At 72.0% G+C, this 25,045-nt stretch carries 20 protein-coding genes; 10 read left to right on the top strand and 10 right to left on the bottom strand.

Going from position 1 to position 25,045, the window contains the following annotated elements:
• Position 1 precedes the first annotated feature (1 nt).
• From ACWGH1_RS22960 to ACWGH1_RS22970, 3 genes are all read left to right on the top strand, one after another.
• The gene (locus ACWGH1_RS22960) at positions 2-1,159 is read left to right on the top strand and encodes an acyl-CoA dehydrogenase family protein (protein ID WP_453353931.1); all 1,158 of its coding nucleotides are present in this window, start codon (positions 2-4) and stop codon (positions 1,157-1,159) included.
• A 294-nt stretch (positions 1,160-1,453) separates the two neighbouring features.
• The gene (locus tag ACWGH1_RS22965; RefSeq protein WP_453353930.1) at positions 1,454-2,536 is read left to right on the top strand and encodes a sugar phosphate nucleotidyltransferase; all 1,083 of its coding nucleotides are present in this window, start codon (positions 1,454-1,456) and stop codon (positions 2,534-2,536) included.
• A gap of 24 nt (positions 2,537-2,560) precedes the next feature.
• Positions 2,561-3,367 carry a polyprenol monophosphomannose synthase gene (locus tag ACWGH1_RS22970; protein ID WP_453353929.1) on the top strand — a complete coding sequence of 269 codons (807 nt, stop codon included), beginning with the start codon at positions 2,561-2,563 and terminating at the stop codon, positions 3,365-3,367.
• 60 nt (positions 3,368-3,427) lie between these two features.
• Here ACWGH1_RS22970 and ACWGH1_RS22975 read toward each other — a convergent pair whose 3' ends face one another.
• Positions 3,428-4,564 carry an acyltransferase family protein gene (locus ACWGH1_RS22975; RefSeq protein WP_453353928.1) on the bottom strand — a complete coding sequence of 379 codons (1,137 nt, stop codon included), beginning with the start codon at positions 4,562-4,564 and terminating at the stop codon, positions 3,428-3,430.
• A gap of 183 nt (positions 4,565-4,747) precedes the next feature.
• On the bottom strand, positions 4,748-6,001 hold the full coding sequence (locus tag ACWGH1_RS22980) for an LCP family protein (RefSeq protein WP_453408965.1): 1,254 nt from the start codon (positions 5,999-6,001) through the stop codon (positions 4,748-4,750).
• Between the two features lie 106 nt (positions 6,002-6,107).
• On the opposite strand from ACWGH1_RS22980, the gene ACWGH1_RS22985 reads away from it, so the two are divergent.
• From ACWGH1_RS22985 to ACWGH1_RS22995, 3 genes are all read left to right on the top strand, one after another.
• Entirely contained in the window at positions 6,108-6,644 is a 537-nt protein-coding gene (locus ACWGH1_RS22985) for an acyl-CoA thioesterase (RefSeq protein WP_453355243.1), read from the top strand.
• A 188-nt stretch (positions 6,645-6,832) separates the two neighbouring features.
• The gene (locus ACWGH1_RS22990; RefSeq protein WP_453355242.1) at positions 6,833-7,963 is read left to right on the top strand and encodes an acyltransferase family protein; all 1,131 of its coding nucleotides are present in this window, start codon (positions 6,833-6,835) and stop codon (positions 7,961-7,963) included.
• Positions 7,964-8,108: 145 nt separating this feature from the next.
• Entirely contained in the window at positions 8,109-9,620 is a 1,512-nt protein-coding gene (locus tag ACWGH1_RS22995) for a glycosyltransferase family 39 protein (RefSeq protein WP_453355241.1), read from the top strand.
• Between the two features lie 15 nt (positions 9,621-9,635).
• Here the strand turns inward: ACWGH1_RS22995 and ACWGH1_RS23000 are convergent, their stop codons facing one another.
• On the bottom strand, positions 9,636-11,150 hold the full coding sequence (locus ACWGH1_RS23000; RefSeq protein WP_453355240.1) for an LCP family protein: 1,515 nt from the start codon (positions 11,148-11,150) through the stop codon (positions 9,636-9,638).
• A 193-nt stretch (positions 11,151-11,343) separates the two neighbouring features.
• On the opposite strand from ACWGH1_RS23000, the gene ACWGH1_RS23005 reads away from it, so the two are divergent.
• The gene (locus ACWGH1_RS23005; protein WP_453355239.1) at positions 11,344-12,387 is read left to right on the top strand and encodes a glycosyltransferase family 2 protein; all 1,044 of its coding nucleotides are present in this window, start codon (positions 11,344-11,346) and stop codon (positions 12,385-12,387) included.
• 149 nt (positions 12,388-12,536) lie between these two features.
• Here the strand turns inward: ACWGH1_RS23005 and ACWGH1_RS23010 are convergent, their stop codons facing one another.
• The 4 genes from ACWGH1_RS23010 to ACWGH1_RS23025 form a co-directional block, all read right to left on the bottom strand.
• Positions 12,537-14,225 carry an LCP family protein gene (locus ACWGH1_RS23010; RefSeq protein ID WP_453356854.1) on the bottom strand — a complete coding sequence of 563 codons (1,689 nt, stop codon included), beginning with the start codon at positions 14,223-14,225 and terminating at the stop codon, positions 12,537-12,539.
• Positions 14,226-14,350: 125 nt separating this feature from the next.
• Positions 14,351-16,093 carry an LCP family protein gene (locus tag ACWGH1_RS23015; protein ID WP_453408966.1) on the bottom strand — a complete coding sequence of 581 codons (1,743 nt, stop codon included), beginning with the start codon at positions 16,091-16,093 and terminating at the stop codon, positions 14,351-14,353.
• A 223-nt stretch (positions 16,094-16,316) separates the two neighbouring features.
• Complete coding sequence (locus ACWGH1_RS23020) at positions 16,317-17,531, bottom strand: LCP family protein (RefSeq protein ID WP_453357208.1); 1,215 nt, start codon at positions 17,529-17,531, stop codon at positions 16,317-16,319.
• 161 nt (positions 17,532-17,692) lie between these two features.
• The gene (locus tag ACWGH1_RS23025) at positions 17,693-18,442 is read right to left on the bottom strand and encodes a TIGR03089 family protein (protein WP_453357209.1); all 750 of its coding nucleotides are present in this window, start codon (positions 18,440-18,442) and stop codon (positions 17,693-17,695) included.
• A 139-nt stretch (positions 18,443-18,581) separates the two neighbouring features.
• Between ACWGH1_RS23025 and ACWGH1_RS23030 the strand changes: the two genes are divergently transcribed.
• Together ACWGH1_RS23030 and ACWGH1_RS23035 are read left to right on the top strand one after the other, a co-directional pair.
• Positions 18,582-20,003 (top strand): peptidoglycan recognition protein family protein, encoded by a 1,422-nt coding sequence (locus ACWGH1_RS23030; RefSeq protein ID WP_453408967.1) that lies wholly within the window; start codon positions 18,582-18,584, stop codon positions 20,001-20,003.
• A 183-nt stretch (positions 20,004-20,186) separates the two neighbouring features.
• Positions 20,187-21,182, top strand: a complete 996-nt coding sequence (locus tag ACWGH1_RS23035; protein ID WP_453408968.1) for a DNA-3-methyladenine glycosylase family protein — start codon at positions 20,187-20,189, stop codon at positions 21,180-21,182.
• Between the two features lie 9 nt (positions 21,183-21,191).
• On the opposite strand, the gene ACWGH1_RS23040 is transcribed toward ACWGH1_RS23035, so the two are convergent.
• Genes ACWGH1_RS23040 through ACWGH1_RS23050 form a run of 3 tightly spaced genes read right to left on the bottom strand, consistent with a single transcriptional unit; the run spans position 21,192 to position 24,025 of the window.
• Positions 21,192-22,487, bottom strand: a complete 1,296-nt coding sequence (locus ACWGH1_RS23040) for a coenzyme F420-0:L-glutamate ligase (protein ID WP_453354968.1) — start codon at positions 22,485-22,487, stop codon at positions 21,192-21,194.
• Positions 22,484-23,443: a 2-phospho-L-lactate transferase gene (gene cofD, locus ACWGH1_RS23045; protein WP_453354967.1), complete on the bottom strand. Its 960-nt coding sequence runs from the start codon at positions 23,441-23,443 to the stop codon at positions 22,484-22,486. Before cofD ends, ACWGH1_RS23040 begins: the two co-directional genes overlap by 4 nt.
• 42 nt (positions 23,444-23,485) lie before the next feature.
• Complete coding sequence (locus tag ACWGH1_RS23050; RefSeq protein ID WP_453354966.1) at positions 23,486-24,025, bottom strand: cysteine dioxygenase; 540 nt, start codon at positions 24,023-24,025, stop codon at positions 23,486-23,488.
• A 640-nt stretch (positions 24,026-24,665) separates the two neighbouring features.
• Here ACWGH1_RS23050 and ACWGH1_RS23055 point away from each other — a divergent pair.
• Positions 24,666-24,929, top strand: coding sequence for a WhiB family transcriptional regulator (locus ACWGH1_RS23055; protein WP_003983763.1), 264 nt, complete (start codon positions 24,666-24,668; stop codon positions 24,927-24,929).
• Positions 24,930-25,045 lie beyond the last annotated feature (116 nt).

Genomic DNA, 25,045 nt, shown 5'->3' on the forward strand with positions numbered 1-25,045 from the left:
CTTGGCGGGTTCTGCCGACTTCGACCTGTACCGCCCGGCCGAGGAGCACGACATGCTCCGCGAGTCCGTCCGCTCGCTCGCCGAGGCGAAGATCCTGCCGTTCGCCGCGGCGGTCGACGAGGAGTCCCGCTTCCCGCAGGAGGCCCTCGACGCGCTGGTCGCCAACGACCTGCACGCCGTCCACGTGCCCGAGACCTACGGCGGCGCCGGCGCCGACGCGCTCGCCACGGTGATCGTGATCGAGGAAGTGGCCCGCGTCTGCGCCTCCTCCTCCCTCATCCCGGCCGTGAACAAGCTCGGCTCGCTCCCGGTGATCCTCTCCGGCTCGGAGGAGCTGAAGGCCAAGTACCTCGGCCCGCTGGCCAAGGGCGACGCGATGTTCTCGTACGCCCTCTCCGAGCCCGACGCGGGCTCCGACGCGGCCGGCATGAAGACCCGCGCGGTGCGCGACGGCGACTTCTGGGTCCTCAACGGCGTCAAGCGCTGGATCACCAACGCGGGCGTCTCCGAGTACTACACCGTCATGGCGGTCACCGACCCGGAGAAGCGCTCCAAGGGCATCAGCGCCTTCGTCGTGGAGAAGGGCGACGAGGGCGTCTCCTTCGGCGCCCCCGAGAAGAAGCTCGGCATCAAGGGCTCCCCGACCCGCGAGGTCTACCTCGACAACGTCCGCATCCCCGCGGACCGCATGATCGGCGCCGAGGGCACCGGCTTCGCCACCGCCATGAAGACCCTGGACCACACCCGCATCACCATCGCGGCCCAGGCCCTCGGCATCGCCCAGGGCGCCCTGGACTACGCGAAGGGGTACGTCCAGGAGCGCAAGCAGTTCGGCAAGCCGATCGGCGACTTCCAGGGCGTGCAGTTCATGCTCGCGGACATGGCCATGAAGATCGAGGCCGCCCGCCAGCTCACGTACTCGGCGGCCGCCAAGTCCGAACGTGTCGACGCCGACCTGACGTTCTTCGGCGCCGCCGCGAAGTGCTTCGCCTCCGACGTGGCCATGGAGGTCACCACGGACGCCGTCCAACTCCTCGGCGGCTACGGCTACACCCGCGACTACCCGGTCGAGCGCATGATGCGCGACGCCAAGATCACCCAGATCTACGAAGGCACGAACCAGGTCCAGCGCATCGTCATGGCGCGCAACCTGCCGTAAGGAGAAGGGGGACGAAGGCCCCCTGGCCCGTCGCGTACGGCAACGGCACCGACGCGGTGACGTACCAAATCCGCAACGACCCAACGGGCCTTGTCCCTCTCCCGGCCGGCACGGACGCCCGGCCCCGCCCACGCCGCAGGTCCCGACCTGCCGCGTGGGCGGCGGTGTTGCGTGCGGCAGGCCGTCCCGTCGTCCCCGCGCCGCCCGGCAACGCGGCCCGCCTCCGGCCTTCGCGTGTCCCCGCATGGGCTAAATTTGAACCTTCGTACGCCCGAACCGGTTGGGGAGAAAGCAATGACGGAAGCGATCCTGCTGGTTGGCGGGCAGGGGACGCGGCTGCGTCCCGTGACGGTGAACACCCCCAAGCCGATGGTTCCGGCCGCGGGTGTTCCGTTCCTCGCCCACCAGATAGCCAGGGCCGCTGCCGCCGGTGTCACCCACATCGTGATGGCCACCTGCTACCTCGCCGAGGTCTTCGAGCCCTACTTCGGTGACGGTTCGGACTTCGGCATCACGCTGGAGTACGTGGTCGAGGACGAGCCGCTCGGTACCGGCGGCGCCATCCGCAACGCCGCCGAGCGGCTGACGGGCGGCCCGGACGCCCCCGTCCTCGTCTTCAACGGCGACATCCTGACCGGTCTGGACATCGCCGGCCTGGTCGAGTCCCACCAGGCGGCCGCGGCGGACGTCTCCCTGCACCTGGTGCGGGTCGAGGACCCGCGCGCCTTCGGCCTGGTCCCGACCGACCCCGAGGGGCGGGTGCTGGCCTTCACCGAGAAGCCGCAGACGCCCGAGGAGATCGTCACCGACCAGATCAACGCCGGCTGCTACGTCTTCCGCCGCAGCGTCATCGACTCCATCCCGGCCGGCCGACCGGTATCCGTCGAGCGCGAGACCTTCCCCGGCCTGCTCGCCTCCGGTGCCAAGCTGCACGGCGTCACCGAGGACACCTACTGGCTGGACCTCGGCAAGCCCGAGTCCTTCGTCCAGGCCTCCGCCGACCTGGTCCGTGGAATCGTCTCCTCCCCGGCCGTGCCCGGCCCGCGCGGTGAGGCCCTGGTGCTCCCGGGTGCCGAGGTGGCGGAAGGCGCCAAGCTGTCGGGCGGTACCGTTGTCGGGGCTGGCGCCCGTATCGAGGCGGGAGCGGTCGTCCAGGGCTCCATCGTCCTGGACGGCGCGATCATCGGTGCGGACACGAACGTGAGCGCCAGCTTGATCGGCGCCCGCGCTTCGGTGGGTACGCGCACGGTTCTCGACGGCGCGGTCATCGGGGACGGCGCCGTCGTAGGGGCTGACAACGAACTTCGCGCAGGGGCGCGGGTGTGGTGCGAGGCGGAACTGCCGTCCGCCTCCGTCCGCTTCTCCTCTGACCGGTGACCAACTTCAGTGAGGCATAACCCTGTGATAGGCGAGCAGCAGACTCCCCGCGCGACCGACGTCGCAACCACGAAGCTCCCGGACAGCTGGGCGCACACCCCGCTCACCGTGGTCATGCCCACGTACAACGAGGCCGGCAACCTGCCGGGGATGGTCGAGCTGCTCATGGGCCTCGACCAGCCGGGCCTGCGGCTGCTGGTCGTCGACGACTCCTCGCCCGACGGCACCGGCAAGATCGCGGACGAGCTGGCCGAGGGCTTCCTCACCGAGGACGGCAAGCCGCGCATGTCGGTCCTGCACCGCACCGCCAAGGACGGCCTCGGCCGCGCCTACGCGGCCGGCATGGGCAGGGCCGTCGAGGACGGCGCCGAGTACGTGCTCCAGATGGACGCCGACGGTTCGCACCCCGCCGGGAAGATCGCCGAGATGCTGGGCGTGGCCCGCTCCACCGGCGCCGGTCTCGTCGTCGGCAGCCGCTACGTCCCCGGCGGCACCCTCTCCGACGCCTGGGGCGCGCACCGCAAGCTGCTCTCCCGCTGGGCCAACGCCTACGCGAGCACCATCCTGGGCACCCGCGTCCGTGACATCACGGGCGGCTTCAACCTGTGGAGCGCCGACGCACTGAAGTCGATCGACCTGGCGTCGATCGGCAGCGCCGGCTACAGCTTCCAGGTGGAGATGAAGTTCAAGGCCCTGCGCCGCGGCTTCCAGGTGATGGAGGTCCCGATCCACTTCGAGGACCGCACCGTCGGCGAGTCGAAGATGAACCTCGCGGTCCAGCTGGAGTCCATCGCCATGCCGTGGAAGCTGCGCGCCCGCGCCGGCAAGTAACAGGTCAGGACATCCGGAAGGGGCACCCCGCCGACGGGGTGCCCCCCGGGCGTCCGGCGGTCAGGCGCGCGCCGGCCGGCTCTCCAGCCACTGCTTCAGCAGCCGGGCGGACGGCCGTTCCACGTAGCGCTGGACCAGCCAGGAGGCCAGCAGCATCACCGCGACCGCCGACAGCAGCAGCGTCCACGGTTCGACGTCGCGGTGCCACTGCCGCAGCAGGGTGATGCCGATCTGCTGGTGCAGCAGGTACAGCGGGTACGACATGGCGCCGCCCACCGACAGCCAGCGCCAGTCGATCCGGTCGAGCCACCGCAGGGCCACGGCCGCCATGACGAGGTAGCAGACGCTCACCACGGCCAGGCACGCCTCCCAGGACAGCCGGTCTCCCTTGACGGTGTTCCAGGCGACGATGTCGTTGAGCCAGCGCTGCATCAGCAGCCACGACAGGCCCAGCAGCGCCCACGGCTCGCCGGCGCGCGGGCCCTCGCGGCGGATCAGGAAGAAGCAGATCCCGGAGACGAACAGCGGCGAGTAGACCGGATTGGCCAGGGTGTCGAAGAGCGGCAGTCCGGACGTCGGTGCCAGGAGGGAGGCGACGGTCCAGATCCAGCAGAAGTTGAGCGCCTTGCGGTAGGTCAGGCCCGTCCAGGCGACCACGGCGAAGAGCAGGTAGAACCTGACCTCGGACCAGAGCGTCCAGTAGGACATGTCCAGTAGGCCGCTCTTGAGCGGGGTCTGGAACATCGTCAGGTTGGTCAGGACCTGGCTCAGCCCGGGCCCGGCGCCGCCGAACGGCTCGCCGTCGAGGAGCAGCACGGCCATCGTGACCAGCACGCAGAACCAGTAGGCCGGTCCGAGCCGGACCACCCGGCTGCGCAGGTAGCCGCCCAGCGGCCGGCCCCACGCCGACATGCAGATGACGAAGCCGCTGATCATGAAGAACAGTTCGACGCCGAGCCAGCTGTACCGGCCGGCCGTGGTCAGCCAGCCGAAGGCGTCGCGCCCCCAGATGTCCTCGCGGGTGTAGTGGTGGAAGAGCACGGCCGCCGCCGCGACGACGCGCAGCCCGTCCAGGACGCGCAGCCGTGCCCCGGACACCGGTCCGGCCGCCGCCTGTCCGGGGATGGCGGGCTTCGCGGGGTGGTCACCGTCTGGCTGCGGCCTGCGGAAGGCGCGCGGGGACGGGTGCAGGGACATGGACGCTCCAGAGCCATGAAGGACGCCCGTCCGGTTCCATGCCGCACCGACGGCACGGGCTCCCGGACTTCCCCCCGGCGCGTGAGCCGCAACAGTTGTACGGCAACCTATCGGACCGTCCCCGTACACCCGGCGCACGCCGTTCCTGCGCGCCGCCCCGCACGCCGTCGTACCCGGTGCCCGTCAGCGGCTCTGCACGGTGACCTTCTCGTCGTTCTGGATCTGCTTCACCAACTGCTGCACCTTGGCCTTGTCCCAGATCAGGTTGCCGCCGCGCTCACCGGAGATGGGCATGTTCATCGACACGCCGTCACCGCCGTTGACGCCCTTCATGGCGAAGAACATCTGACCCATGTCCCACAGGCCCATGTCCTTGTCCACGATCACCGTGTCCAGGCCCGCGCCCATCACCGGGTACAGGGCGAAGGGGTTGAGGATCGTGGACGGGGTCGCCGCCTGACTGGCCAGCGCCGACAGGAACTTCTGCTGGTTCTTCGTCCGTTGCAGGTCCGACTCGGCGAAGGCGTAGCGGGTACGGACGAACGCCAGGGACTGGCTGCCGTTCAGGGTCTGCCGGCCGGCCTTGAAGTCGGCTCCGGACTTCTCGTCCTTGAACCCCTTCTCGATGTCCAGTTCCACGCCGCCCAGCGCGTCCACGATGTTCGCGAAGCCGGCGAAGCCGATCTCCGCGTAGTGGTCGATGCGCAGGCCGGTGTTGAACTCGATCGTGCGCACCAGCAGCTCCGGGCCGTCCTCCGCGTAGGCCGCGTTGAGCTTGACCCGGCGGCCCTGGGCCGGGAACTTCTTCCCGGACTGCGATCCGACGAAGGACGGGATCTCCACGTCCGAGTCGCGCGGCAGCGAGACCATGGTGTTCCCGCTGGAGCACTTCGCGAGGATCATCATCGAGTCGGTGCGCTTGCCCTCGGCGGAGCCGGTGTGGAGCTTCTTCTTCTCCTCGTCGGACATGCCCTCGCGGCTGTCGGAGCCGACGATGAGGTACGTGGTGCAGTCGCCCTCCTTGGGGCGCTCGATCACCTTGGAGAGGTCCACCTCGCGGCGCACCTTGGAGTCGGCCCAGAAGTAGGTGCCGACCGTGGTGACCACCAGCGCGGAGACGAGGACGATCGCGCCGATCTTGATCCGCTTGCGGACGTCGGGGGAGCGGCCCGGGCCGCCGGGGCCGCCCGGGCCGACCGGTCCGGCCGGCGGACGCCCGGCGCCGCCGCCCGCGGGCGTGCCGTAGAGCTGCCCGGTGTTGTAACCGCTGTCATAGCCGCCCGGGCTCTGCGCCTGCTGCGGCGGCACGCCGTACCCGGACCGCCGCGCCGGCGGGTCGGCGGGCGGCCGCGGCGGGCCGGGCTGCCGGACGGGCGGCTGCTGCCGCTGGATGTGCCGCATCCGCTGCGGACCCTCGGGCTCGGGCCAGTCATTCATGTGCCCAAGGATGCCTTCCCGGCCGAGCCGCCCGACAGCCCGGTGGGTACTTCGTACCGGTGCTGTTGCAGAGCTGATGCTTCCGGGACCGCTTTAAGGTGTCCGTATGACACAGATAGCGGGCGATCCCGCGGGCAAGCCGACCTCGGCTTCCCGCACCACCCTCAGCCACATCATGACCGCCAACGACACGAACCTCCTGGGTACGGTCCACGGCGGGGTGATCATGAAGCTGGTGGACGACGCGGCCGGCGCCGTGGCCGGGCGCCACTCGGGCGGTCCCGCGGTCACCGCGTCCATGGACGAGATGGTCTTCCTCGCCCCGGTCCGCGTCGGCGACCTGGTCCACGTCAAGGCCCAGTGCAACTGGACCGGCCGCACCTCCATGGAGATCGGGGTACGGGTCCTGGCCGAGCGCTGGAACGAGTCCACCCCCGCCACCCAGGTCGGCAGCGCCTACCTCGTCTTCGCGGCGGTCGACGGCGAGGGCAAGCCGCGCGTCGTTCCGCCCGTCCTCCCGGAGACGGAGAAGGACGAGCGGCGCTTCCAGGAGGCCCAGATCCGCCGCACCCACCGCCTGGCCCGCCGCCAGGCCATCATGGAGCTCCGCGAACGCCGGTCGGCGGAGGGGCTCGACGACTGAGGCCGCGCGCGCGTGTTTCGAGTCACTGAACCGCCGCTGCGTCGTGTGGCGCCATAAGCCGCCCGTAAGGTGGCGTCAGACGTCGGGGCGTGCTCGCCAGCGGATGCGACGTCGGATCCCGAGCCGGAAACATCGCGGAGTCGAGCCCCATGTCAGCTGTGATACCACCCCCGCCTGTGCTGGACGCCGTGCCCGCGCAATCGGCCCGACAGGCCGCCGGCGGAGCGCGTCGCCCCCGGCTCTACGTGCTGGACGGTCTGCGCCTGATAGCGGCGCTCTCCGTGGTCTCCTTCCACTGGGCCGGCGTCAACATCCACCCGGAGGTGTGGGGCGCCACCCCGCGGACGCTGATGCCGGGCGTCCACCGGTTCGCCTCCTACGGCTGGATGGGCGTCCAGCTGTTCTTCCTCATCAGCGGCTTCGTGATCTGCATGTCGTGCTGGGGCCGGTCCCCACGGGACTACTTCACCTCCAGGGTCGTGCGGCTCTACCCGGCCTACTGGGTCGGCATCGTCATCACCACCCTCGTGGTGAACTTCGCGGCCACCGTCCGTGCCAGCCGCAAGCCGATGAGCGTCAGCGACGTGCTGACCAACCTCACGATGCTGGAACGCCCCCTCGGCGTGACCGAGGCCGACGGCGTGTACTGGACGCTGTGGATCGAGCTCCGCTTCTACCTGCTCTTCGCGGTCGTCGCCGTCATGGGGCTGACCTACCGCCGGGTGCTGGCGTTCTGCGGAATCTGGACGATCCTCGCCGTGATCACGCCGGGCACCGGCAGCAAGCTGATGGACACGGTCTTCATGCCACAGGACGCCCCGTACTTCATCGCGGGCGTGGCCATGTACCTCATCTACCGGTTCGGGGTGAACCCGCTGCTGCTCGGAGTGGTCGCCTTCTCCTGGCTGTTCGCGCAGAACCGGCTGCACATCACCGTGGGCGGCTACGAGTACGAGGTGCACCACAGCCTGTCCTGGCCGGTGATGGCGGCCGTTTCCGCCGCGGCCTTCCTCGTCATGCTCGCCGCCGCGATGGGCGCCCTCAACTGGATCCGCTGGAAGTGGCTCACGGTGGCCGGTGCGCTCACCTACCCCGTCTACCTGCTCCACCAGGAGCTCGGCTGGGCCATGATCCGCTGGGGCCGCGATCACGGTATCGCTCCGTTCCGGCTGCTGGCCCTGTGCCTGACCGTCGTCCTGGTGCTCTCCTGGCTCGTCCACCGCTTCGCCGAGCGGCCGTTGTCGGCGCTGCTCAAGCGGTTGCTGGACGGGGCGAAGGTTTCGCTGCCCAAGAGCGATCCGCCGGTCCGGCCCAGGTGACTTCGGGCCGCCCCGCGCAGTGGGGACCGCGGTGGATTGGTTGCGGCCCCGCAGACTGATCTACCCTGGCACGTCGAGCCCGGTCCGGTTTCCCCTTGTGCCGGCGCACCGCAGCCGTCCCGATGGATCCGGAAGGTACGAGCAGATGACGACCAGGAGTACGGCCCTGCCTGAGGCCGGCTCTGCCCGCCGCGTGCCGCACCAGGCGGCGGCCGGCGCGCGGGCGTCGCGAGCAGCGCGCCTCGACTGGCTGTGGGCGGCCCTGCTGACCCTCGCCGTCACCGTCTACGGCAGCGGGGGAGTGCAGCCCTGGCGCGACGAGCTGGCCAGCTGGAGCGCCGCTTCGCGCAGTACCGGTGACCTGCTCCAGACGCTCGGCCACGTGGACGCCGTATCCGGCCTCTACTACCTGGTCCTCCATTTCTGGATGACCGCGTTCGGCGACTCGGAGACGATGCTGCGCATGCCGTCGGCGCTGGCCATGGCCGCGGCGGCGGCCTTCGTCGTACTGACGGCCCGCCGGCTCTTCGACCGGCGTACCGCCGTCTTCGCCGGCCTGCTCTTCGCCCTGCTCCCGTCGGTCTCCCGGTACGGGCAGGAGGCGCGGTCGTACGCGTTCGTCCTGCTCGCGGTCACCGCCGCCACCTGGCTGCTGATGCGGGCGCTCGACCGTCCGACGCCGCGGCGCTGGGCCCCGTACGCCCTCGCGGTGGCACTGGCCGGCCTGTTCCACATCGTTTCGCTGCTCTTCCTGCTGCCGCACGCACTGATCGTGGTGCTGCGCCGGCGCGGCGACCGCCGTGGCCGCACCCTCGGCGCCTACGCCCTGACGACCGCGGTCGCGCTGCTGCCCGTGATCCCGCTGGTGCTGCTCGGGCAGCGGCAGGTGGGCCGGCAGATCAGCTGGATCAAGACCCCGCACCTGCGGAACCTCGCCGACGTCTGGAACGCCCTCTACGGCAGCCCGCTCGTCGCCCTCGCCGTCGCGGCGGCGGCACTGCTCCCGCTCGCCTGGACCCGTGGCCGGCGGCCCGCGCTGGAGCTGGGCCTGATCGGAGCGGTCCCCATCGCGGCCGACTTCCTGGTCTCGCAGGGCAGCACTTCGTACTTCATGGACCGCTACCTGCTGTTCACCGTCCCCGCCTGGGTGGTGCTGGCTTCCGCCGGTCTGGCCGCGGTCAAGCCGAGGGCGGTGGGGGCGGCCGGGCTGGCCGCCATCGTGCTCCTCGGTGTCCCGGACCAGCGCCAGCTCCGTACCGAACTCGTGAAGGTGGGCCTCGACGGGGAGGCGGCCGCGCACGTCATCGCCGAGGGGTACCGGCCGGGGGACGGCTTCGTGCCCGTCCGGGGCGCCGACAACGTGTACATGATCGACTTCCAGGTGGAGTACTTCCTTCCCGACCGCGTCAAGCTCCGTGACGTGTTCTCGCAGCGCACCGCGGTGCAGCGCGACGACCTGTTCCCGCGGGAGTGCCCCCAGCCCGTCGCGTGCCTCGACACCACCCGCCGGATCTGGGTCGTCACCTGGAGCGGGACGGACAACCCGTACCACAAGCTCCCCGAGCAGCAGGCGAAGGCGCTGGCGAGCCACTACAAGGTGCTGCGGAAGACCAGCGTCAAGGGCCTGCAGGTGTCCCTGCTGGAGCGGACGAAGTAACCGGGCACCCGTCCGCTACTTGCCGCAGTTCACCTGGTCGCCCGTAGCCACCGCGAAGGGGCCCTCGTACGGGTCGTCCTCGCGGACCGGGAGGACCTTCTTGTAGTCCGTGCCCGCCGTCACCAGGACCGTGCGGCCCTGGCCGGGGACGGCGCGCAGCTCGCTGCCGGGCAGCGCCGTCGCAACCGTGCGCGCCGAGCGGTCCCAGCGGGGGTCGTAGGTGATCACCGTGCGCTTGACGTCCCGGCGGGCCGCGCCGCCCGGGCGGCCGGTGGTGTCGAAGCCGGTGGCGCGCAGCGCGGCGTCCACCCGGCCGCCCAGCCCGTCGATCCGGGTGCCGTTCTCCACCTGGACCCGGATTTCGTCCGGCGGGACGTCGACCGGGACGGCCGCCGGGGGCCGGCTGCCGGGGCGTTCGGCCTGGGGACGCTGCCCGGCGGGGGCGCCGGCCAGGGGCCGGTCCTCGCGGAGCGACTCGAAGAGCTTGGCCGCCTTCGGCTCGTCCCACTTCACCGTCGAGCCGACCCCCTTGACCTCGTACGAGGTGTCGCCGACCGGCACCGAGGCGAACTCCGAGGAGGACGGGGTGAAGCCGCGCATCGCCTGGCCCAGTGCCAGCATCTGCTCCGAACCGAAGTCCCGGTCGGCCCGCACCGAGCCCAGCAGCGTCGAGCTGAGCTGCTTGAACTTCACCGGGTTCAGCAGCACCCCACTGGCGGTGGCCTGCTTGATCAGGGCGGCGACGAACCGCTGCTGGCGCTGCATCCGGCCCAGGTCCGCGGCCCCGTCGACATGGCGCGAGCGCACGTACTGCAGGGCCTGGCCTCCCGTGAGGCGGTGCGTGCCGGGCAGCAGCTCCAGGCCCGTGTAGCTGTCGCGCATCGTCTTGGCGGTGCAGATCTCCACGCCGCCCACCGCGTCGACGGTCTTCATGAAGCTGGTGAAGTCGACCTCCAGGTAGTGGTCGATCTTCACCCGGGTCATGTTCTCCACGGTCCGCACGGTCAGGCCGGGGCCGCCCTCCGAGTACGCGGCGTTCAGCTTGACGGCGTGCGGCTGGTGCGGCTTGCCGGTGTTCTGGTCCCGGTGGGCGGGGACCTCCGCGTAGCTGTCCCGGGGCAGGCTGATCACGCTCGCCCGGTCCCGGTCGGCGGACAGGTGCACCAGCATGATCGTGTCCGTGCAGTGGCAGGGCGCCCCGCCGAGGCGGTACTCGCGCTTCTCGTCCGGGGTGATCTTGTCGCGGCCGTCGGTGCCGACGAGCAGGAAGTTCATCCCGTGCCCGGCCTGCGGGCGGTTCTTCATGTCCTTGAACGGGTCCACCCGGTCGATCCCGGTGTCCAGTCCGGTCATCACGGCGTGCCCGACGGCTCCGGAGGCGAGCACCACCAGCGCCAGGCCGCCCGCGAGCCGCACTCCCCACCGGGGCCCGTCCCCGGGGCGCCGGGCCGGGCCGCCACCACCACCGTGCGGCGCGCGCCGGGGCGGCCGTGGCCTGGCGGGACGGGTGGGACGGTGCGGCTGGGGCACGGGGGACACCTCCGCGGGGGAACAGCAGGGACGAATGAGCCGATATCTGGATGCATGTCGGCTATGAGGGATTTGCTGATCGTCAGAACAGTAGGCCCATACGACCGGCGTCCGTCCGCACCGCTCGTCCGCCGCGCCCCCGGTTCCCCCGTACGCGGTAACGTGACACCGATACCCGACCGTGAAGGACCACATGCCCGCCCAGCAGCCCGCAGTCTCGGTGATCATGCCGGTGCTCAACGAGGAGCGCCACCTGCGTGACTCCGTCCGGCACATCCTCGGCCAGGAGTACGCAGGCGAGATGGAGGTGGTGATCGCACTCGGGCCGTCCACGGACCGCACCGACGAGATCGCCGCCGAGCTCGTGCGCGAAACCGCGTCCGACGAACGAGCCCGCGTCCACACCGTCCCGAACCCCACCGGCCGCACCCCGGCCGCCCTCAACGCCGCCATCAAGGCCTCGCGTCACCCGATCGTGGTACGCGTCGACGGCCACGGCATGCTCTCCCCTGACTACATCGCCACCGCCGTCCGGCTCCTGGAGGAGACCGGCGCGCAGAACGTCGGCGGCATCATGCACGCCGAGGGCGAGAACGCCTGGGAGGACGCCGTCGCCGCCGCGATGACGTCGAGGATCGGCGTCGGCAACGCGGCCTTCCACACCGGAGGCGAGGCCGGCCCGGCCGAGACCGTCTACCTGGGCGTCTTCCGCCGGGAAGCGCTGGAGCAGCAGGGCGGTTACAACGAGGAGTTCATCCGCGCCCAGGACTGGGAGCTGAACTTCCGCATCCGCGAGGCCGGCGGGCTCATCTGGTTCTCGCCCGAGCTGAAGGTCCAGTACCGCCCGCGGCCCTCCGTACGGGCGCTCGCCAAGCAGTACAAGGACTACGGGCGCTGGCGCCACGTGGTGGCCCGCTACCACTCGGGCTCGATCAACCTGCGCTACCTGGCCCCGCCGACCGCCGTCTGCGCCATCGCCGCCGGGCTGGTGGCGGGCGCCGCCCTCACCCCTTGGGCCTTCGTCGTCCCGGCGGGCTACCTGGCGGCCATCACCGCGGGCTCCGTCCCGGCCGGCAAGGGGCTCTCGCTCAAGGCCCGGGCGCAGATCCCGGTGGCCCTGGCAACCATGCACATGTGCTGGGGCTTCGGCTTCCTGACCAGCCCCCGCGCACTGGCGGCCAAGGTCATCGCCAGCCGCCGCCCGTCGGTGCGGAGCGACACCCCGTCGGGGGTCTGACGTAGCGGACGGGCCGGGCGGCCCCGAACGGCGCGCCCGGCCCGTGCGCCCGGCCCGTCCCGGCCGGGAAGACGTCGAAGGGGTGGCCCGGTCCGTGCAGGACCGGGCCACCCCTTTCGTCCTTCCCCGTCCGCCGGGGAGGCCTCAGCTCACCACCGGTAGGGCTTGTACACGTCCATGCACTGCCCCGAGTCCGCGCCGTTGATCGCCTCGGCCGTGTCCGGGACCGACCCGGCCGCCGGGGGAGCCTGCTGCGGGTACGCGGTCCCCTCGCGCCAGTCGGCGCCCACGATCAGCGTGATCCGGGAGACGTCGGCCGACTGCTGCACCGCGCTCGCGGGGATGCCGAGCGCCGCCGCGACGCTCTGCCCCTCGTCGGCCAGGTCCGCGCTCGGGTAGCGGACCACGGTGGTCTTCTCCGGGATCAGCGCGCTGTCCGCCTTGGCCCCGGTGAAGCCCTTGCCGACCAGTGCCCCCGCGACCACCGAGGCCCGCTGCGGCGCGAGCGGCATACCGGCGGCCGTGCCGTTGACCACGTGCACGGTGATCTTGTCGGGCGTGGTGACCGGCTGCTGCGAGGCGTCCGCGCCCGCCGCGGACCGGCTGGGCTGGGCGGCCGGCTCGCTCGGCTGCGGGCTCGGGGAAGCCTGCGGATCGCCGTTCTTGTCGAAGGCCACGTCCTTGCGGACCATCGTCCACAGCTTGCCGGCGTCGGTCGGGTTCACGATCAGCCGGTCCCGGTCCCCCGGGTCCTGGAACGTCGGCATCGTCGTCATCGTGATGCGGTTCACCGGTACGTCCTTGAGCTGCATCGTCAGGTTGAACAGCTTCTTGACCGAGCCGATCTCCTCCGAGACCTCCAGTGCCTTCGTGCCCGCCTCCGCCAGGGCCGTGATCCGGCCGACGTCGGTGAAGGCGTTCTGGCTCTTCAGCTCCCGCATCATCGAGTTCATGTACATGTGCTGGGCCTGCGCCCGGCCCAGGTCGCTGCTGAACGCGTGCCGGGTGCGCAGCCACTGGAGCGCCTGCTCGCCCTTGATCTTGGTGACGCCCGCCTTCAGTTTGAGGCCGGAGCCGCCGCTGGAGGTGGGCAGCGGGCGGTCCCAGACGTTGTCCTTCACGCAGACGTCGACGCCGCCGATCGCGTCCGCCATCTGCACGACCCCGGAGAAGTCGATCATCATCCAGTGGTCGATGTAGATGTTGGTCAGCTTCTCCCAGGTGGCCAGGGTGCAGCCGGGGCCGCCGCGCCCGAGGGATTCGTTGATCATGGCGTGGGTCTTCTTGAACTTCTCGCCGGTCTTCGGGTCCGTGCACTCGGGTATGTCCACCACGGTGTCGCGCGGAACGCTGACCACCGAGGCGTTCTGCCGGTCGGCGGAGACGTGCAGCAGCATCTGCACGTCGGCGAGCGGAGGCGCCCCGATGCTGTCCCGGCTGCCGCCGAGTTCCACGTTCTCCGGCTTGTTCCGGCTGTCCGAGCCGAGCAGCAGTATGTTCAGCGGGCGCTGGCCCTTGGCGTTCGCCTCGGTCTTGGCCACGCCGCTGTCGCCGCTGAGCCGCTGGCCGCTGCGGATGTTGCCGTCGAGGTGCCGGTAGTAGAGGTACCCGGCCCCCGATGTGGCGAGGATCAGGAACGCCAGGACCGAGGCGCCCCAGAACAGCGCGCGCCGCCGGCGCCTGCGGACGGGCCGTCCGCGGCCGCCGGGGGGCCGGGCCCCCGCGGAGCCCGACCGCGGTGGGGGCACGACGCCGGTCGCGCCCGCACCGCCACCGGGTATGCCGCCGCCGGTGGCCTGGTCGGGCGCCCCCTCCCCACGCACGCTGCTGTGCCTCACGCGTCCCCCCTCAAGATCACAATGGTCGGTACGGTGCCGGTCCTACCGGCTACCGGCCGTCATAAGCCCGGTCGGTGACGAGCAGGGCGGCTGACCGCCGCCCCCGGGCCGCCCCCTGGCGTCCGCTACTTGGCGCAGATCGCCTTGTCGGCCTCTACCCGCTGGAGCCCCTCGGGCGCCTGTTCCGGTACGGGGCCCGAGATCGGGACGCCCGGCTCCTTGAAGTCGGCGCCGAGCGTCAACTTCATCGGCGTGCGCGGCGCGGCGTCGGCCGGGCCCACCTTGAGTGCCGAACCGGCGAGCCCCATCATGTCCGCCAGCGCCCGGGCCTGGTCGGCCTGGTTGGGCGCGTACTCCAGCTGCGTGGTGTCGGTCTTCACCGGGGCGTTCCCGAGGTTGCTGGCCTTGCCCACGCCCTTGGTGTTCTGCAGCCAGGTCAAGGTGGTGGACGCCGAACCGGCGGGGCCGCCTCCGTTGAGGACGTTCACCCGGACGTCCGTCGCGGGCGCACGGTTGCCCTGGAGCTGCGCGTCCTCCTTGTTCTTGGCGTCCTGCTTCGCCGCCTGTTCCTTCTGCTCGACCTCGGTGAGCGAGACGTCGCCCCGGATCATCCGCAGCAGCGGATCGGCCTGCGAGGGGTTCAGCACGACGGTGATGTGCTTGCCCTGGGGATCGTTCGGGTTGTCGACCACCGGCAGCGTCGTGAAGGTGATGTTCTTGAGGTTCATGCTCTTCAGCTCGCCCGCCAGCGCGGTGAGCTGCCCGATGGACCCTATGCCCTGGTCCACGCTCAGCGACTTGGTGGCCGCCTCGGCGAGGGAGAGAAACTTCTTCGGACTGGTCAGCGTCTCCTTGGACTTCATCTCGCGCATCATCGAACCGAGGAACTGCTGCTGCGTCTTGATGCGGTCCAGGTCGCTCTCGTTGCCGAAGGCGTGCCGGGTGCGTACGAAGGCCAGGGCCTGCTCGCCCTGCAGCCGGCTCTCGCCCGCCGGGAGGTCGAGTTTGGAGTCCTTGTCGTGGACGGCCTTCTCCACGCAGACCGGGACGCCGCCGACGGCCGTGCTCAGGTTCTTCACCGCGTTGAAGTCGACCATCATGAAGTGGTCGACCTGGATCCCGGTGATCTGCTGGACCGTGCGCATCGTGCAGCCCGGGTCGCGGCCTTCCTGGCCCAGGCTCTCGTTGAACCGGGTCGCGCGCTGGCCGGGAACGTTCTTGACGGAGCCGTCCGGCTGCTTCGTCGGGCACACCGGAATGGTGGTGATCAGGTCGCGCGGGATGGACAGCGCCGTCGCGTTGCTGCGGTCCTTGGAGACGTGGAACAGGATGGTGGTGTCCGCGTGGCCGACGCTGTTCGGGTCCCCGTAGCCCTCGTTGCCCTCGCCACTGCGCTTGTCGGTGCCGATGACCAGGATGTTGATGGGCTGGTCCTTCTTGAAGCCGCCCGTGCCCGCGGAACCCGTGTCGATGACGTTCAGGTTGCTGTTGAGGTGCTCGTAGTACAGGTACGCGCCCAACGAGCCTGCGACGAGGACGAACGCGAGGGTCCCGCCGCCGATGACCAGGGCCTTCCGGCCCCGGAACGGACGCTTCCCGCCGCCGCCGCTTCTGCGGGAGCGCCCGGGCCGCCGCCCGCCGCCCCCGGGGGGTGCGTCGCCGCGTCGCGGCCCCGGCACCGCCGGGGCCGCGGGGGAGGTGGCGGGGGCAGCGGTGCGCGAGGTGCGCGCTCTGCGGGGGGCGGCGACGGACGGCCGCTGCTCAGCGGAATTGCCCAGTCGCAGTTCGTAGTTGCCGGTACGAGGGTTGAGAACCCACTGGTCAGCGGGGTCGATCTCGTCCGCCCGCCCACGGCTTTGCGCATCCACGGTTGCTCGAATCCTCCGTCGGTGCCTCGCGACGCGCCTCCCCCAAGGCGCACGGTCAACGTCCGGCTGCTGGTGCCCGGCGTCCTTAGCGGCCTGGGCACCGGATCGCTCACCTTATCCGGCCATGTCGACCTCAAACCATGGCGGTGGCAAAACCCACCCTCCGCATAACAGCCCAAAACGCCCAACCGACCCTGCTGGACCGTGGGCTTTTTGGATTGCTTTACCGGCAGTCCGCGGCGTCCGCCGTGGTGCCGGTGAAAGTGGGGACGGGTGAGGGGGGCGCACCGGTTCCCTTGAGCCAGGGAAAGCCGCTCCGGGGCCCGTCCGTCGGGGACGGCCCCGCCGGGGGCTGCTGGGCCGTGGGCGAGGGCGGGGTGACCGTCAGCGGCTGGTCCGCGCGCAGTTGGAGGAACAGCCGGGTCGCGTCCGGTTCGACGAGTTCGTCCCGGTTCGGGTCGGCGGCGTACGGCCGGCGCGGCACCGTGAGGAACCTGACCTGGTCAGTGGGTACGTTCCGCACCCCGCGCACGAGTTCGTACAGCCCGCGCAGCGAGGCCAGCGCCGGGTCGGTGGTCACCGAGGACGTCGCCGCGTCCAGCAGCGGGTAGAGCCGCCCCGGGTTCAGCAACACCCCGTTGCTCTGCACCTTCTGCACCAGGGCGCCGAGGAACTGCTGCTGGCGCTGCATCCGTTCGGTGTCGCTGCCGTTGCCCAGGCTGTAGCGGGCGCGCACGAAACCGAGCGCCTGCTCGCCGTGCAGCAGCTGCCGGCCGGCCGGCAGCCGCAGCTTCGCCTCGGGGTCGTCCATCGGCTGCTTGAGGCAGATCTCGACCCCGCCCACCGCGTCGACCATCTTCTTGAAGCCGCCGAAGTCCAGCACCATGTGGTGGTCGATCCTGATCCCGGAGAGCTTCTCCACCGTACGGATCGTGCAGGCGGCCCCGCCCCACTGGTAGGCCCAGTTGAACTGCGCCCGCTGCTCCTCGGTGCGGTTTCCGTCCGCCGTCAGGCAGCCCGGGATGTCCGTCACCAGGTCCCGCGGTATCGACACGGCCGTCGCGCTCTTCCGGTCCGCCGGCAGGTGCAGCAGGATCGCGGTGTCCGAGCGCTGCGTGCCCTTGTCCTGGCCGTAGGGGGCGTTGTCCTTGCCGGAACGGGTGTCCGAGCCGATGATCAGGATGTTCTGCGCGCCGTCGGCGAGGTGCAGCGGACGCTCGCGCCCGTACCGCTCCAGCTCGGCGGCGGCGGAGGTGTCCTCCCGGATGTTGCCCTCCAGCTTCCGGTACAGCCACCAGCCCGCGGCGGCCCCGGCCAGCACCAGCAGCGCCAGCCCGAGCGCGACCCAGCGCAGCAGACGGCGCCGGCGGCCGCGCGGAGGCCTGGGAAAGCCTCCGGCCGCTCCGGTGCCGCCTGGTATGCCCGCGCTGGCCCGCACTTCCGCACCGTCCCCTCACCCGTACCGGTCGGCCGCACGGGTCGGTGCGGCCTGTGCCGATCCTGCCCCCGGGCGGCCGGGACGGCCCGGGGGCAGGGCCTTGTAAAGGGCCGTACGGGTGATAAACGGCGGCAGCTGGGGCCCTACGGGGCTCCCGGCGGTCAGGCGGTGTGGGTGACCCGCTCGCTCTCCACCCGCTGCGCCAGCCCGGCCTCCGGCAGCCGGTCCAGGTTCCGGCACAGCACCACCGAGCCGCCCGAGGCGAGCGCGGCGTACAGTCCCGCCGAAAGCCCTTCCCAGGTGTCGTAGCCCAGCCCGGACAGCACCCGTGAGCCCTCACCCAGGCCCCGCCGCGCCGCGTCCTCCCGGGCGCGCGCGACGACCTGGGCGTACGACAGCTGCTCCCCGCCGACCACCAGCCCGGGGGCATCCGCGTCGACGGGCTGGAAGGGCGCGAACCGGTCGCCCTGCCCCGGCACCTCCACCGCGTAGTCCGCGAACCCGGCCGGCGGCTGCGGGAAGCGCCCGCCCAGCGGGCGCAGCGCCAGCGCCACCCGCTCGCCGGTACAGGCGGCGGCCTCCGCCAGGCCGTCCGGCCCGCTCACCACCACATCGGCCGCGACCGGGTCGCCGCCCACCTCGGCGACGACGCCGACGGAGGCGCAGGCGAGCAGCCACACCGCGCTCTGCCAGTGCGCCGGGAGCAGCAGCGCGAGCCGGGTCCCGGGCTCGGCGCCCAGGTCGCCCTGGAGCAGGTTGGCGGTCTTGGCCACCCAATTGGCGAAAGTGGCGACGGACAATTCGACGCGCTCGCCCGTGGCGTCGTCGTAGAAGGTGACGAGGGGGCGGCCCGGATCGGCGGCGAGCGCGGATCGCAGCAGGTCGGCAGGGGTGCGGTCAGTGGCGTTCACCCGCCACAGCGTACGCGCCGGCCTCCGCCGTCCGGCGGCCCCCGGCTACCCCGTACGGGGGAGGGGTACCCGTGGTTCACCGGACGGGGCGTCAGCTCTCCGATGGCGGTTCGCCGAGCGCGTGCCCAGCATCTTTTCCATGCGTGGATTCCTTGCTTCCTCGATCGGCGTCGCGACGGCCGCCGCACTGGCCATGCCGCTCGCGCTCACCACTCCGGCCCTGGCGGCCGCGCCCCGAGGCGCGGCCGTCCCCGTGAACCCAGCCGGGTCCACCCAGTCGCTGCCGCTGGTCCCCCTGGGACCGGCGGCGGACCGCACCCCCGGCGTCCCCGGCATGAGCGCATCCCCGCGCCTGCCCGAGACCCGCGGCCTGACTCCACGTGAGGTCAAGAGGTTCTCGCTGGTCGGCGTCGTCTGGGACGACGCGGACACCCGCCTCGTCGGCCGGGTCCAGGTCCGCACCCGCTCCACCCGGACGGCTGCCTGGTCCGACTGGCAGGACGTCGATACCCACAACGGCGAGCACGCGGCCGATCCCGACGCGGCCGAACGCGGCTCCGGACGCGTCCGCGGCAGCACCGCCCCGCTGTGGGTCGGCGAGTCGGACGGCGTCGAGGTCCGGGTCCGGGCCGAACCGGGTACCCGGGCTCCCGCCCCGCTGCCCGCGGGCATGCGGCTCGAACTGGTCGACCCCGGCACGCAGACCCGTACGGAGGCCGCCGACGGCAAGAACCCCGGCAGGACCCCCGGCCGGGCCGCGGCGGCCCCCCGCGACGACGACAAGGGGGACGCGGAACTGGCCCCCGGCATGACCATGGAGATGGCGGAGTCCTCCTCCGCGAACGTTCCGCTGGCCGCGCTCGGCGCCGACGAGATCACCGCGCTGAACAAGGCCGACTCCACCGCCGACGCGACCGCCGCGAGCGACGGCAGTCTCAGCGCCGCCGCCCGCCCCTACATCGGGCCGCGGCCCCGGATCGTCACCCGCAAGGGATGGGGCGCGGACGAGAGCCTGCGCGAGTCCGGCTTCGTGTACACGAGCACCGTGAAGGCGGCCTTCGTCCACCACACCGCCTCCGGCAACAACTACGCCTGCAACGAAGCCCCGTCGGTGCTGCGCAGCCTGTACCGCTACCACGTGCTCAGCGAGGGGTGGCGCGACATCGGCTACAACTTCGCCGTCGACAAGTGCGGCACGGTGTACGAGGGCCGCGCCGGCGGAGTCGCCAAGCCGGTGCTCGGCGCGCACACCATGGGCTTCAACACGAACAGCATGGGCGTCGCGGTGATCGGCACCTTCACCTCCACCGCCCCGCCGGCGGCGGCGGTGAGGGCGGTGGCCGGCCTCACGGCGTGGAAGCTCGGCCTCTTCGGCGCGGACCCGCGGGCGAAGACCACCCTCACCTCGGGCGGCGGCAACCGGTACGAGAAGGGCACCAAGGTCCGGATGAACGTCATCTCGGGCCATCGCGACGGCTTCGCCACCGAATGCCCGGGCCGCCTCCTCTACAACCAACTCCCCCCCACCCGCACCGCCTCGGCCAGGCTCCAGGGCCGCTGACGACTCGGCTCCGCCGGCGGAGCCAATTCAGCCTCGCCGGCGTTTGAGGCGCGGGCCGCGGGGCGGAGCCCCGGAAAGCCCGGCGCAGCCGGGGCGGCTCGCGCCACGGCGCCGCACCCGCCCCGCCCGGGGTCCCGCGCCGGGCCGGGGCCGGGAGTCCCGCCCCCGGGATAGGCTCAGGCCGTGGCCGGCCGCTTCGAACCCCTCACCCCCACCGCAGCCCGCGGCGGCCGCACCGGCGTGCCCGCAGGCCCCGGCCGCCGCGCCGGAGCCGGCGCGCAGAGCCGGGTCTGGGCCCCGCCCGGCCCCGTCGACCTCGGCCTCACCCTCGGCCCCCTGCGCCGCGGCCCCGCCGATCCCACCTTCCGCACCACCCCCGACGGCTCCGTCTGGAAGACCAGCCGCACCCCCGACGGTCCCGCCACCCTCCGCGTGGCCGCCGCCGCCCACGATGTCCACGCCGAGGCCTGGGGCCCCGGCGCGGCCTGGGCCCTCGACACCCTCCCCGCCCTGCTCGGCGCCGACGACGACCCCACCGCCTTCGTCCCCCGCCACCGCCTCGTGCACACCAGCCACCGCCGCCGCCCCGGCCTGCGCCTGACCCGCACCGGTCTGGTGCTGGAATCCCTCATCCCGACCGTGCTGGAGCAGAAGGTCACCGCCGACGAGGCCTACCGCGCCTGGCGCCGACTGGTCCGCCAGTACGGCGAGCCCGCCCCCGGCCCGCGCCAGGACCTGTACGTGATGCCCTCCGCCCGGACCTGGACCCTCATCCCCTCCTGGGACTGGCACAAGGCCGGCGTCGACATGAAGCGCTCCGCCACCATCCTGCGCGCCGCCCGCGTCGCGAACCGGCTGGAGGAGGCGGCGGCCATGGAACCCCTCGCGGCCGCGCGCCGGCTGGAGGCCGTCCCCGGCATCGGCCCCTGGACCTCCGCCGAGACCCTCCAGCGCAGCAACGGCACCCCCGACGCGGTCACCACCGGTGACCTCCACCTGCCCGGCATCATCGGCTACGCCCTCGCCGGGGACCGGGACGCCGACGACGCGGTCATGCTGGAGCTCCTCGCCCCGTACGCGGGCCAGCGCCACCGCGCCGCCCGGCTCGTCCTCCTCGCCGGCCACGCCCCGCCGCGCCGGGCCCCGCGCATGTACCGCACGGACATCGGCAAGTTCTAGGGGCTCCGTTCAGCGGACCTCGATGAAGGCCTCCGCCGCCCGCGCCGGCCGCTCCGCCGGGGCCGCCGCCGGGTGGCCCACCGCCACCGCCCCCATCGGGTCCCACCCGTCGGGCAGCGTCAGCACCTTGCGCACCACGTCCCGGCAGAACATCGTCGAGGACACCCACGCCGAGCCCAGCCGCTCCCCGGCCAGCGCGACCAGGAAGTTCTGCACGCCCGCGCCCATCGCGACCACGAACATCTCGCGCTCGGCCGCGTCCCGCCGCGCGTGCCCGTAGTCGTGCGCCCCGTCCGTCACCATGCACGGCACGACCAGGTACGGGGCGCCCCGCAGCACGTCCCCGCGCCGCACCCGCTTGGTGATGGACTCCTCGGACTTCCCGTCCCGCCGCAGGTCCTCGACCCACGCGTCCCGCATCGCGTCGAGCAGTTCCAGCCGCGCCGCGGCCGACTCCAGCAGCACGAACCGCCACGGCGTCGTGTGGTGCGGCGCCGGGGCCGTCACCGCCGCCGCCACCGCCCGGCGGACCGCGCCCGGGTCCACCGGCGCGTCCGTGAAGGCCCGCACCGTGCGGCGCTGCGTCACGGCCTCCCGTACCGCCTCCGAGGTGCCGAGCCGGAACATGTCGTCGCCCGCCGCCCGGACCAGGTCCGCCGCCGAGGACCCCTCGCCCAGCAGGTGGGGCAGCCCGCGTACGACGGCCACCGGCAGCCCGGCCGCCTTGCCCTTGACCAGATCGCCGGCCGCGGCGAGCTCGTCCGCCGTGGCGACGACCGTCGCGCTCAGCGGGTTGCCGTGCGCGTCGCGGCCGCCCCGCAGGTCGTCCAGTACGCGCACCCCGGCCGCGCCGATGGCCACGTCCGTCAGCCCGTTGCGCCAGGGCCGCCCGAAGGTGTCCGTCACGATGACGCCGACGTCCACCGCGAGCGCCTCCCGCAGCCCCTGCCGGATCGCGGCCGCCGAGGCGTCCGGGTCCTCGGGGAGGAGCAGCACCGTGCCGGGCTCGGTGTTCGAGGCGTCCACGCCGGCGGCCGCCATGACCAGCCCGCGCCGGTCCTCGACGATCCGCAAGGCGCCCCGGCGGGCGACGACCCGGACCGTCTCGGCGTCTATCGCCTCCTCGCGCGACCCCGCCCGGACGATCCGGCCCTCCGCCTTGGACACGATCTTCGAGGTGACCAGCAGGACGTCGCCGTCCCGCAGCCCTGGCGCCGCGGCGGCGATCAGCCGGGCGAGGTCGTCGCCGGGCCGGACCTCCGGGATCCCGGGCACGGCGCGCACCTCGAACGCGGGGGCAGTCACCGGGAGGCCTCCGCCAGGTCCAGCGCGGCCCGCGCCATCTCGGCCGTGGCCGCGGTGCCGGTCATCATCAGCGGCACCGCGCGGCAGCTGATCCCGGCGGCCTCCACCTCCGCCACGGCGTCCGCGTCGGCGGTGTCGACGAGCCAGCCGTCCAGCAGCCCGGCCCCGTAGTGCAGGGCGACCGCGGCGGCGGTGGACTCGACCCCGACCGCGGCCAGCACCTTGTCCGCCATCCCGCGCACGGGGGCGCCCCCGACGATGGGGGAGAGGCCGACGACCGGCGCACCGGCGGCGGCCACGGCCTCGCGGATGCCGGGCACGGCGAGGATGGTCCCCACCGACACGACGGGGTTGGACGGCGGGAAGAGGATCACGTCGGCGGCGGCGATGGCCTCCAGCACCCCGGGCGCGGGCTTGGCCTGCTCGGCGCCGACCGGCACCACGGCCTCCGCGTCGACCGAGGCGCGCATGCGGACCCAGTACTCCTGGAAGTGGACGACCCTGCGCTCGCCGGTCTCGGGGTCGGTCAGCGCGACGTGCGTCTCGACCCGGTCGTCGGACATGGGCAGCAGCCGTACGCCGGGCTGCCAGCGGTCGCAGAGGGCCTCGGTGACGGCGCTGAGCGGGTAGCCCGCACCGAGCATCTGCGTACGGACGATGTGGGTCGCGAAGTCGCGGTCGCCGAGGCCGAACCAGGCCGGCCCGACCCCGTAGGCCGCGAGTTCCTCCTTGACGGTGAAGGACTCGTCGGTGCGGCCCCAGCCCTGGTCCTCGTTGATGCCACCGCCGAGGGTGTACATCACCGTGTCCAGATCGGGGCACACCTTGAGCCCGAACAGGTGAATGTCGTCACCGGTGTTGCCGATGACCGTGATGTCCGCTTCGGGGACGGCGGACTTCAGTCCGCGCAGGAAACGGGCGCCGCCGATACCGCCGGCCAGAACAACAATGCGCATGCAGCGCAGTCTGTCAGGCCCCCGCCGCCCGGAGGCGGCCGGTCAGACGGAGAGGGCCTCGGGGCGGGCCGGGGAGCAGCCGTGCATGGGCATCCGGGTCAGGCCGGGGAAGTAGACGTGCAGGCTGACCGCGCCGTCGAGGGCGTCGTTGACGACCTCGTGGGCGTACCCGGGGGCGAAGACGCGCTGGGCGCCGGCGGCGAGGGTGAGCGGGCCGCGCGGGCCGTGCTCGGTGAGCTCGCCCTCCAGCACGGTCAGGACGCCCGAGGAGGCGCCGTGGTCGTGCCGGCCGCTGCCCTGGCCGGGTACCCAGCTCAGCAGCCACACCTCGTAGCCGGGGCCGGTGCGCAGGCGGTGGTACCAGCGGGTGGTGGCGTCGTACTCGACCAGGTGCTCCCACTGGGTGCGGTCCGCGGCGATGGAGCGGGCGAGGCCCACGAACTCGGCGACGGTGACCGGGTGTTCGCGGGCGGGCTGGAGCAGGTGCGGTACGGAGAGGATGTCGCCGGCGATCTGGAGGTCGCTCTCGACCACGGCGGGGGCGGCGGTCTGCGGGGCGCTGGTCTGCGGGGTGCTGTTCATCGGGGGAGTCCTCGACGGATGTCAGTCGTGCTGGCGGTCGCTGGGGGTTGGCCGGTTGCCCGGAGGAGCCGGGGCTCCCGGGGCATCAACAGCTGCAACAGCGACAGCGAACCTGGGCAGCGCACAGGAACCCACGAATGGGGGTCCTGGTGACGGCTGCGCGCGCTGACATGCGTACAAGGAGAACGGGCCGGGGGCCGGACTGTCAACCCAATGTCCACAATGGTCGAAAAGGTTCACCTCATCCGGTTACTGCGCGCGGAGAAAGGTTTGTGCACTCCCGACCAGGGCAAGTGGCGCTGGGTATGGCCCTTCCGGCTGGCCTCAAACCTCATCCCGTGACTCGTGACCGGAATGTGATCCGCGCCGCATCTTCGGCCGGATCGCAACCACACCCCCGAGTGGCGCGTGGGCAAGGGGTGAAGGCGGGAGCTTCGGGACACCTGTGGCAGGTGTCACGATTTTTGGCGATATGAACACTTACGGCATTCGCTTGGTTCCGCAGAGTGAATAAGGGGCCCAATAGCAGACCCCGGCTTGACTGCTCCGGAGCCACGCACTTGTAATTTCACTCGTGTCGTTACGTAGCGATCAGTAACGGCAACACCACGGGGACGCACAGACAGAGCGAGGGGCGCACATGACCGAGCTGTTTCAGGAACTGCTGGTCGAGGAGGCGGACGAGGAGCTCGGATGGCAGGAGCGCGCTCTGTGCGCCCAGACCGACCCCGAATCCTTCTTTCCCGAGAAGGGCGGCTCCACCCGCGAAGCCAAGAAGGTCTGCCTCGCCTGCGAGGTCCGCTCCGAATGCCTTGAGTACGCCCTCGCCAACGACGAGCGATTCGGCATCTGGGGCGGCCTCTCCGAGCGCGAGCGCCGGCGGCTGAAAAAGGCAGCGGTCTGACCTTGCCCCAGGCACGGACGGACACACCCGACCACATAGCGAACCAAGCCAACGGTCCGCCTCCCGCACCTTCCCCGCAGGAGGCGGACCGGTGCGTTCCAAGCCGTTAGTGTGGC

The sequence above is a fragment of the Streptomyces sp. NPDC054883 genome (assembly GCF_053610645.1).

Excerpts from the sequence above, each read along its gene's own strand:
- ACWGH1_RS22985 (WP_453355243.1), top strand. The coding sequence starts at position 6,108 with ATGACACAGATAGCGGGCGATCCCGCGGGCAAGCCGACCTCGGCTTCC.
- ACWGH1_RS23030 (WP_453408967.1), top strand. The coding sequence starts at position 18,582 with ATGCGTGGATTCCTTGCTTCCTCGATCGGCGTCGCGACGGCCGCCGCA.
- ACWGH1_RS22965 (WP_453353930.1), top strand. The coding sequence starts at position 1,454 with ATGACGGAAGCGATCCTGCTGGTTGGCGGGCAGGGGACGCGGCTGCGT.
- ACWGH1_RS22995 (WP_453355241.1), top strand. The coding sequence starts at position 8,109 with ATGACGACCAGGAGTACGGCCCTGCCTGAGGCCGGCTCTGCCCGCCGC.
- cofD (WP_453354967.1), bottom strand. The coding sequence starts at position 23,443 with ATGCGCATTGTTGTTCTGGCCGGCGGTATCGGCGGCGCCCGTTTCCTG.
- ACWGH1_RS22980 (WP_453408965.1), bottom strand. The coding sequence starts at position 6,001 with ATGAATGACTGGCCCGAGCCCGAGGGTCCGCAGCGGATGCGGCACATC.
- ACWGH1_RS22975 (WP_453353928.1), bottom strand. The coding sequence starts at position 4,564 with ATGTCCCTGCACCCGTCCCCGCGCGCCTTCCGCAGGCCGCAGCCAGAC.
- ACWGH1_RS23055 (WP_003983763.1), top strand. The coding sequence starts at position 24,666 with ATGACCGAGCTGTTTCAGGAACTGCTGGTCGAGGAGGCGGACGAGGAG.
- ACWGH1_RS23005 (WP_453355239.1), top strand. The coding sequence starts at position 11,344 with ATGCCCGCCCAGCAGCCCGCAGTCTCGGTGATCATGCCGGTGCTCAAC.
- ACWGH1_RS23050 (WP_453354966.1), bottom strand. The coding sequence starts at position 24,025 with ATGAACAGCACCCCGCAGACCAGCGCCCCGCAGACCGCCGCCCCCGCC.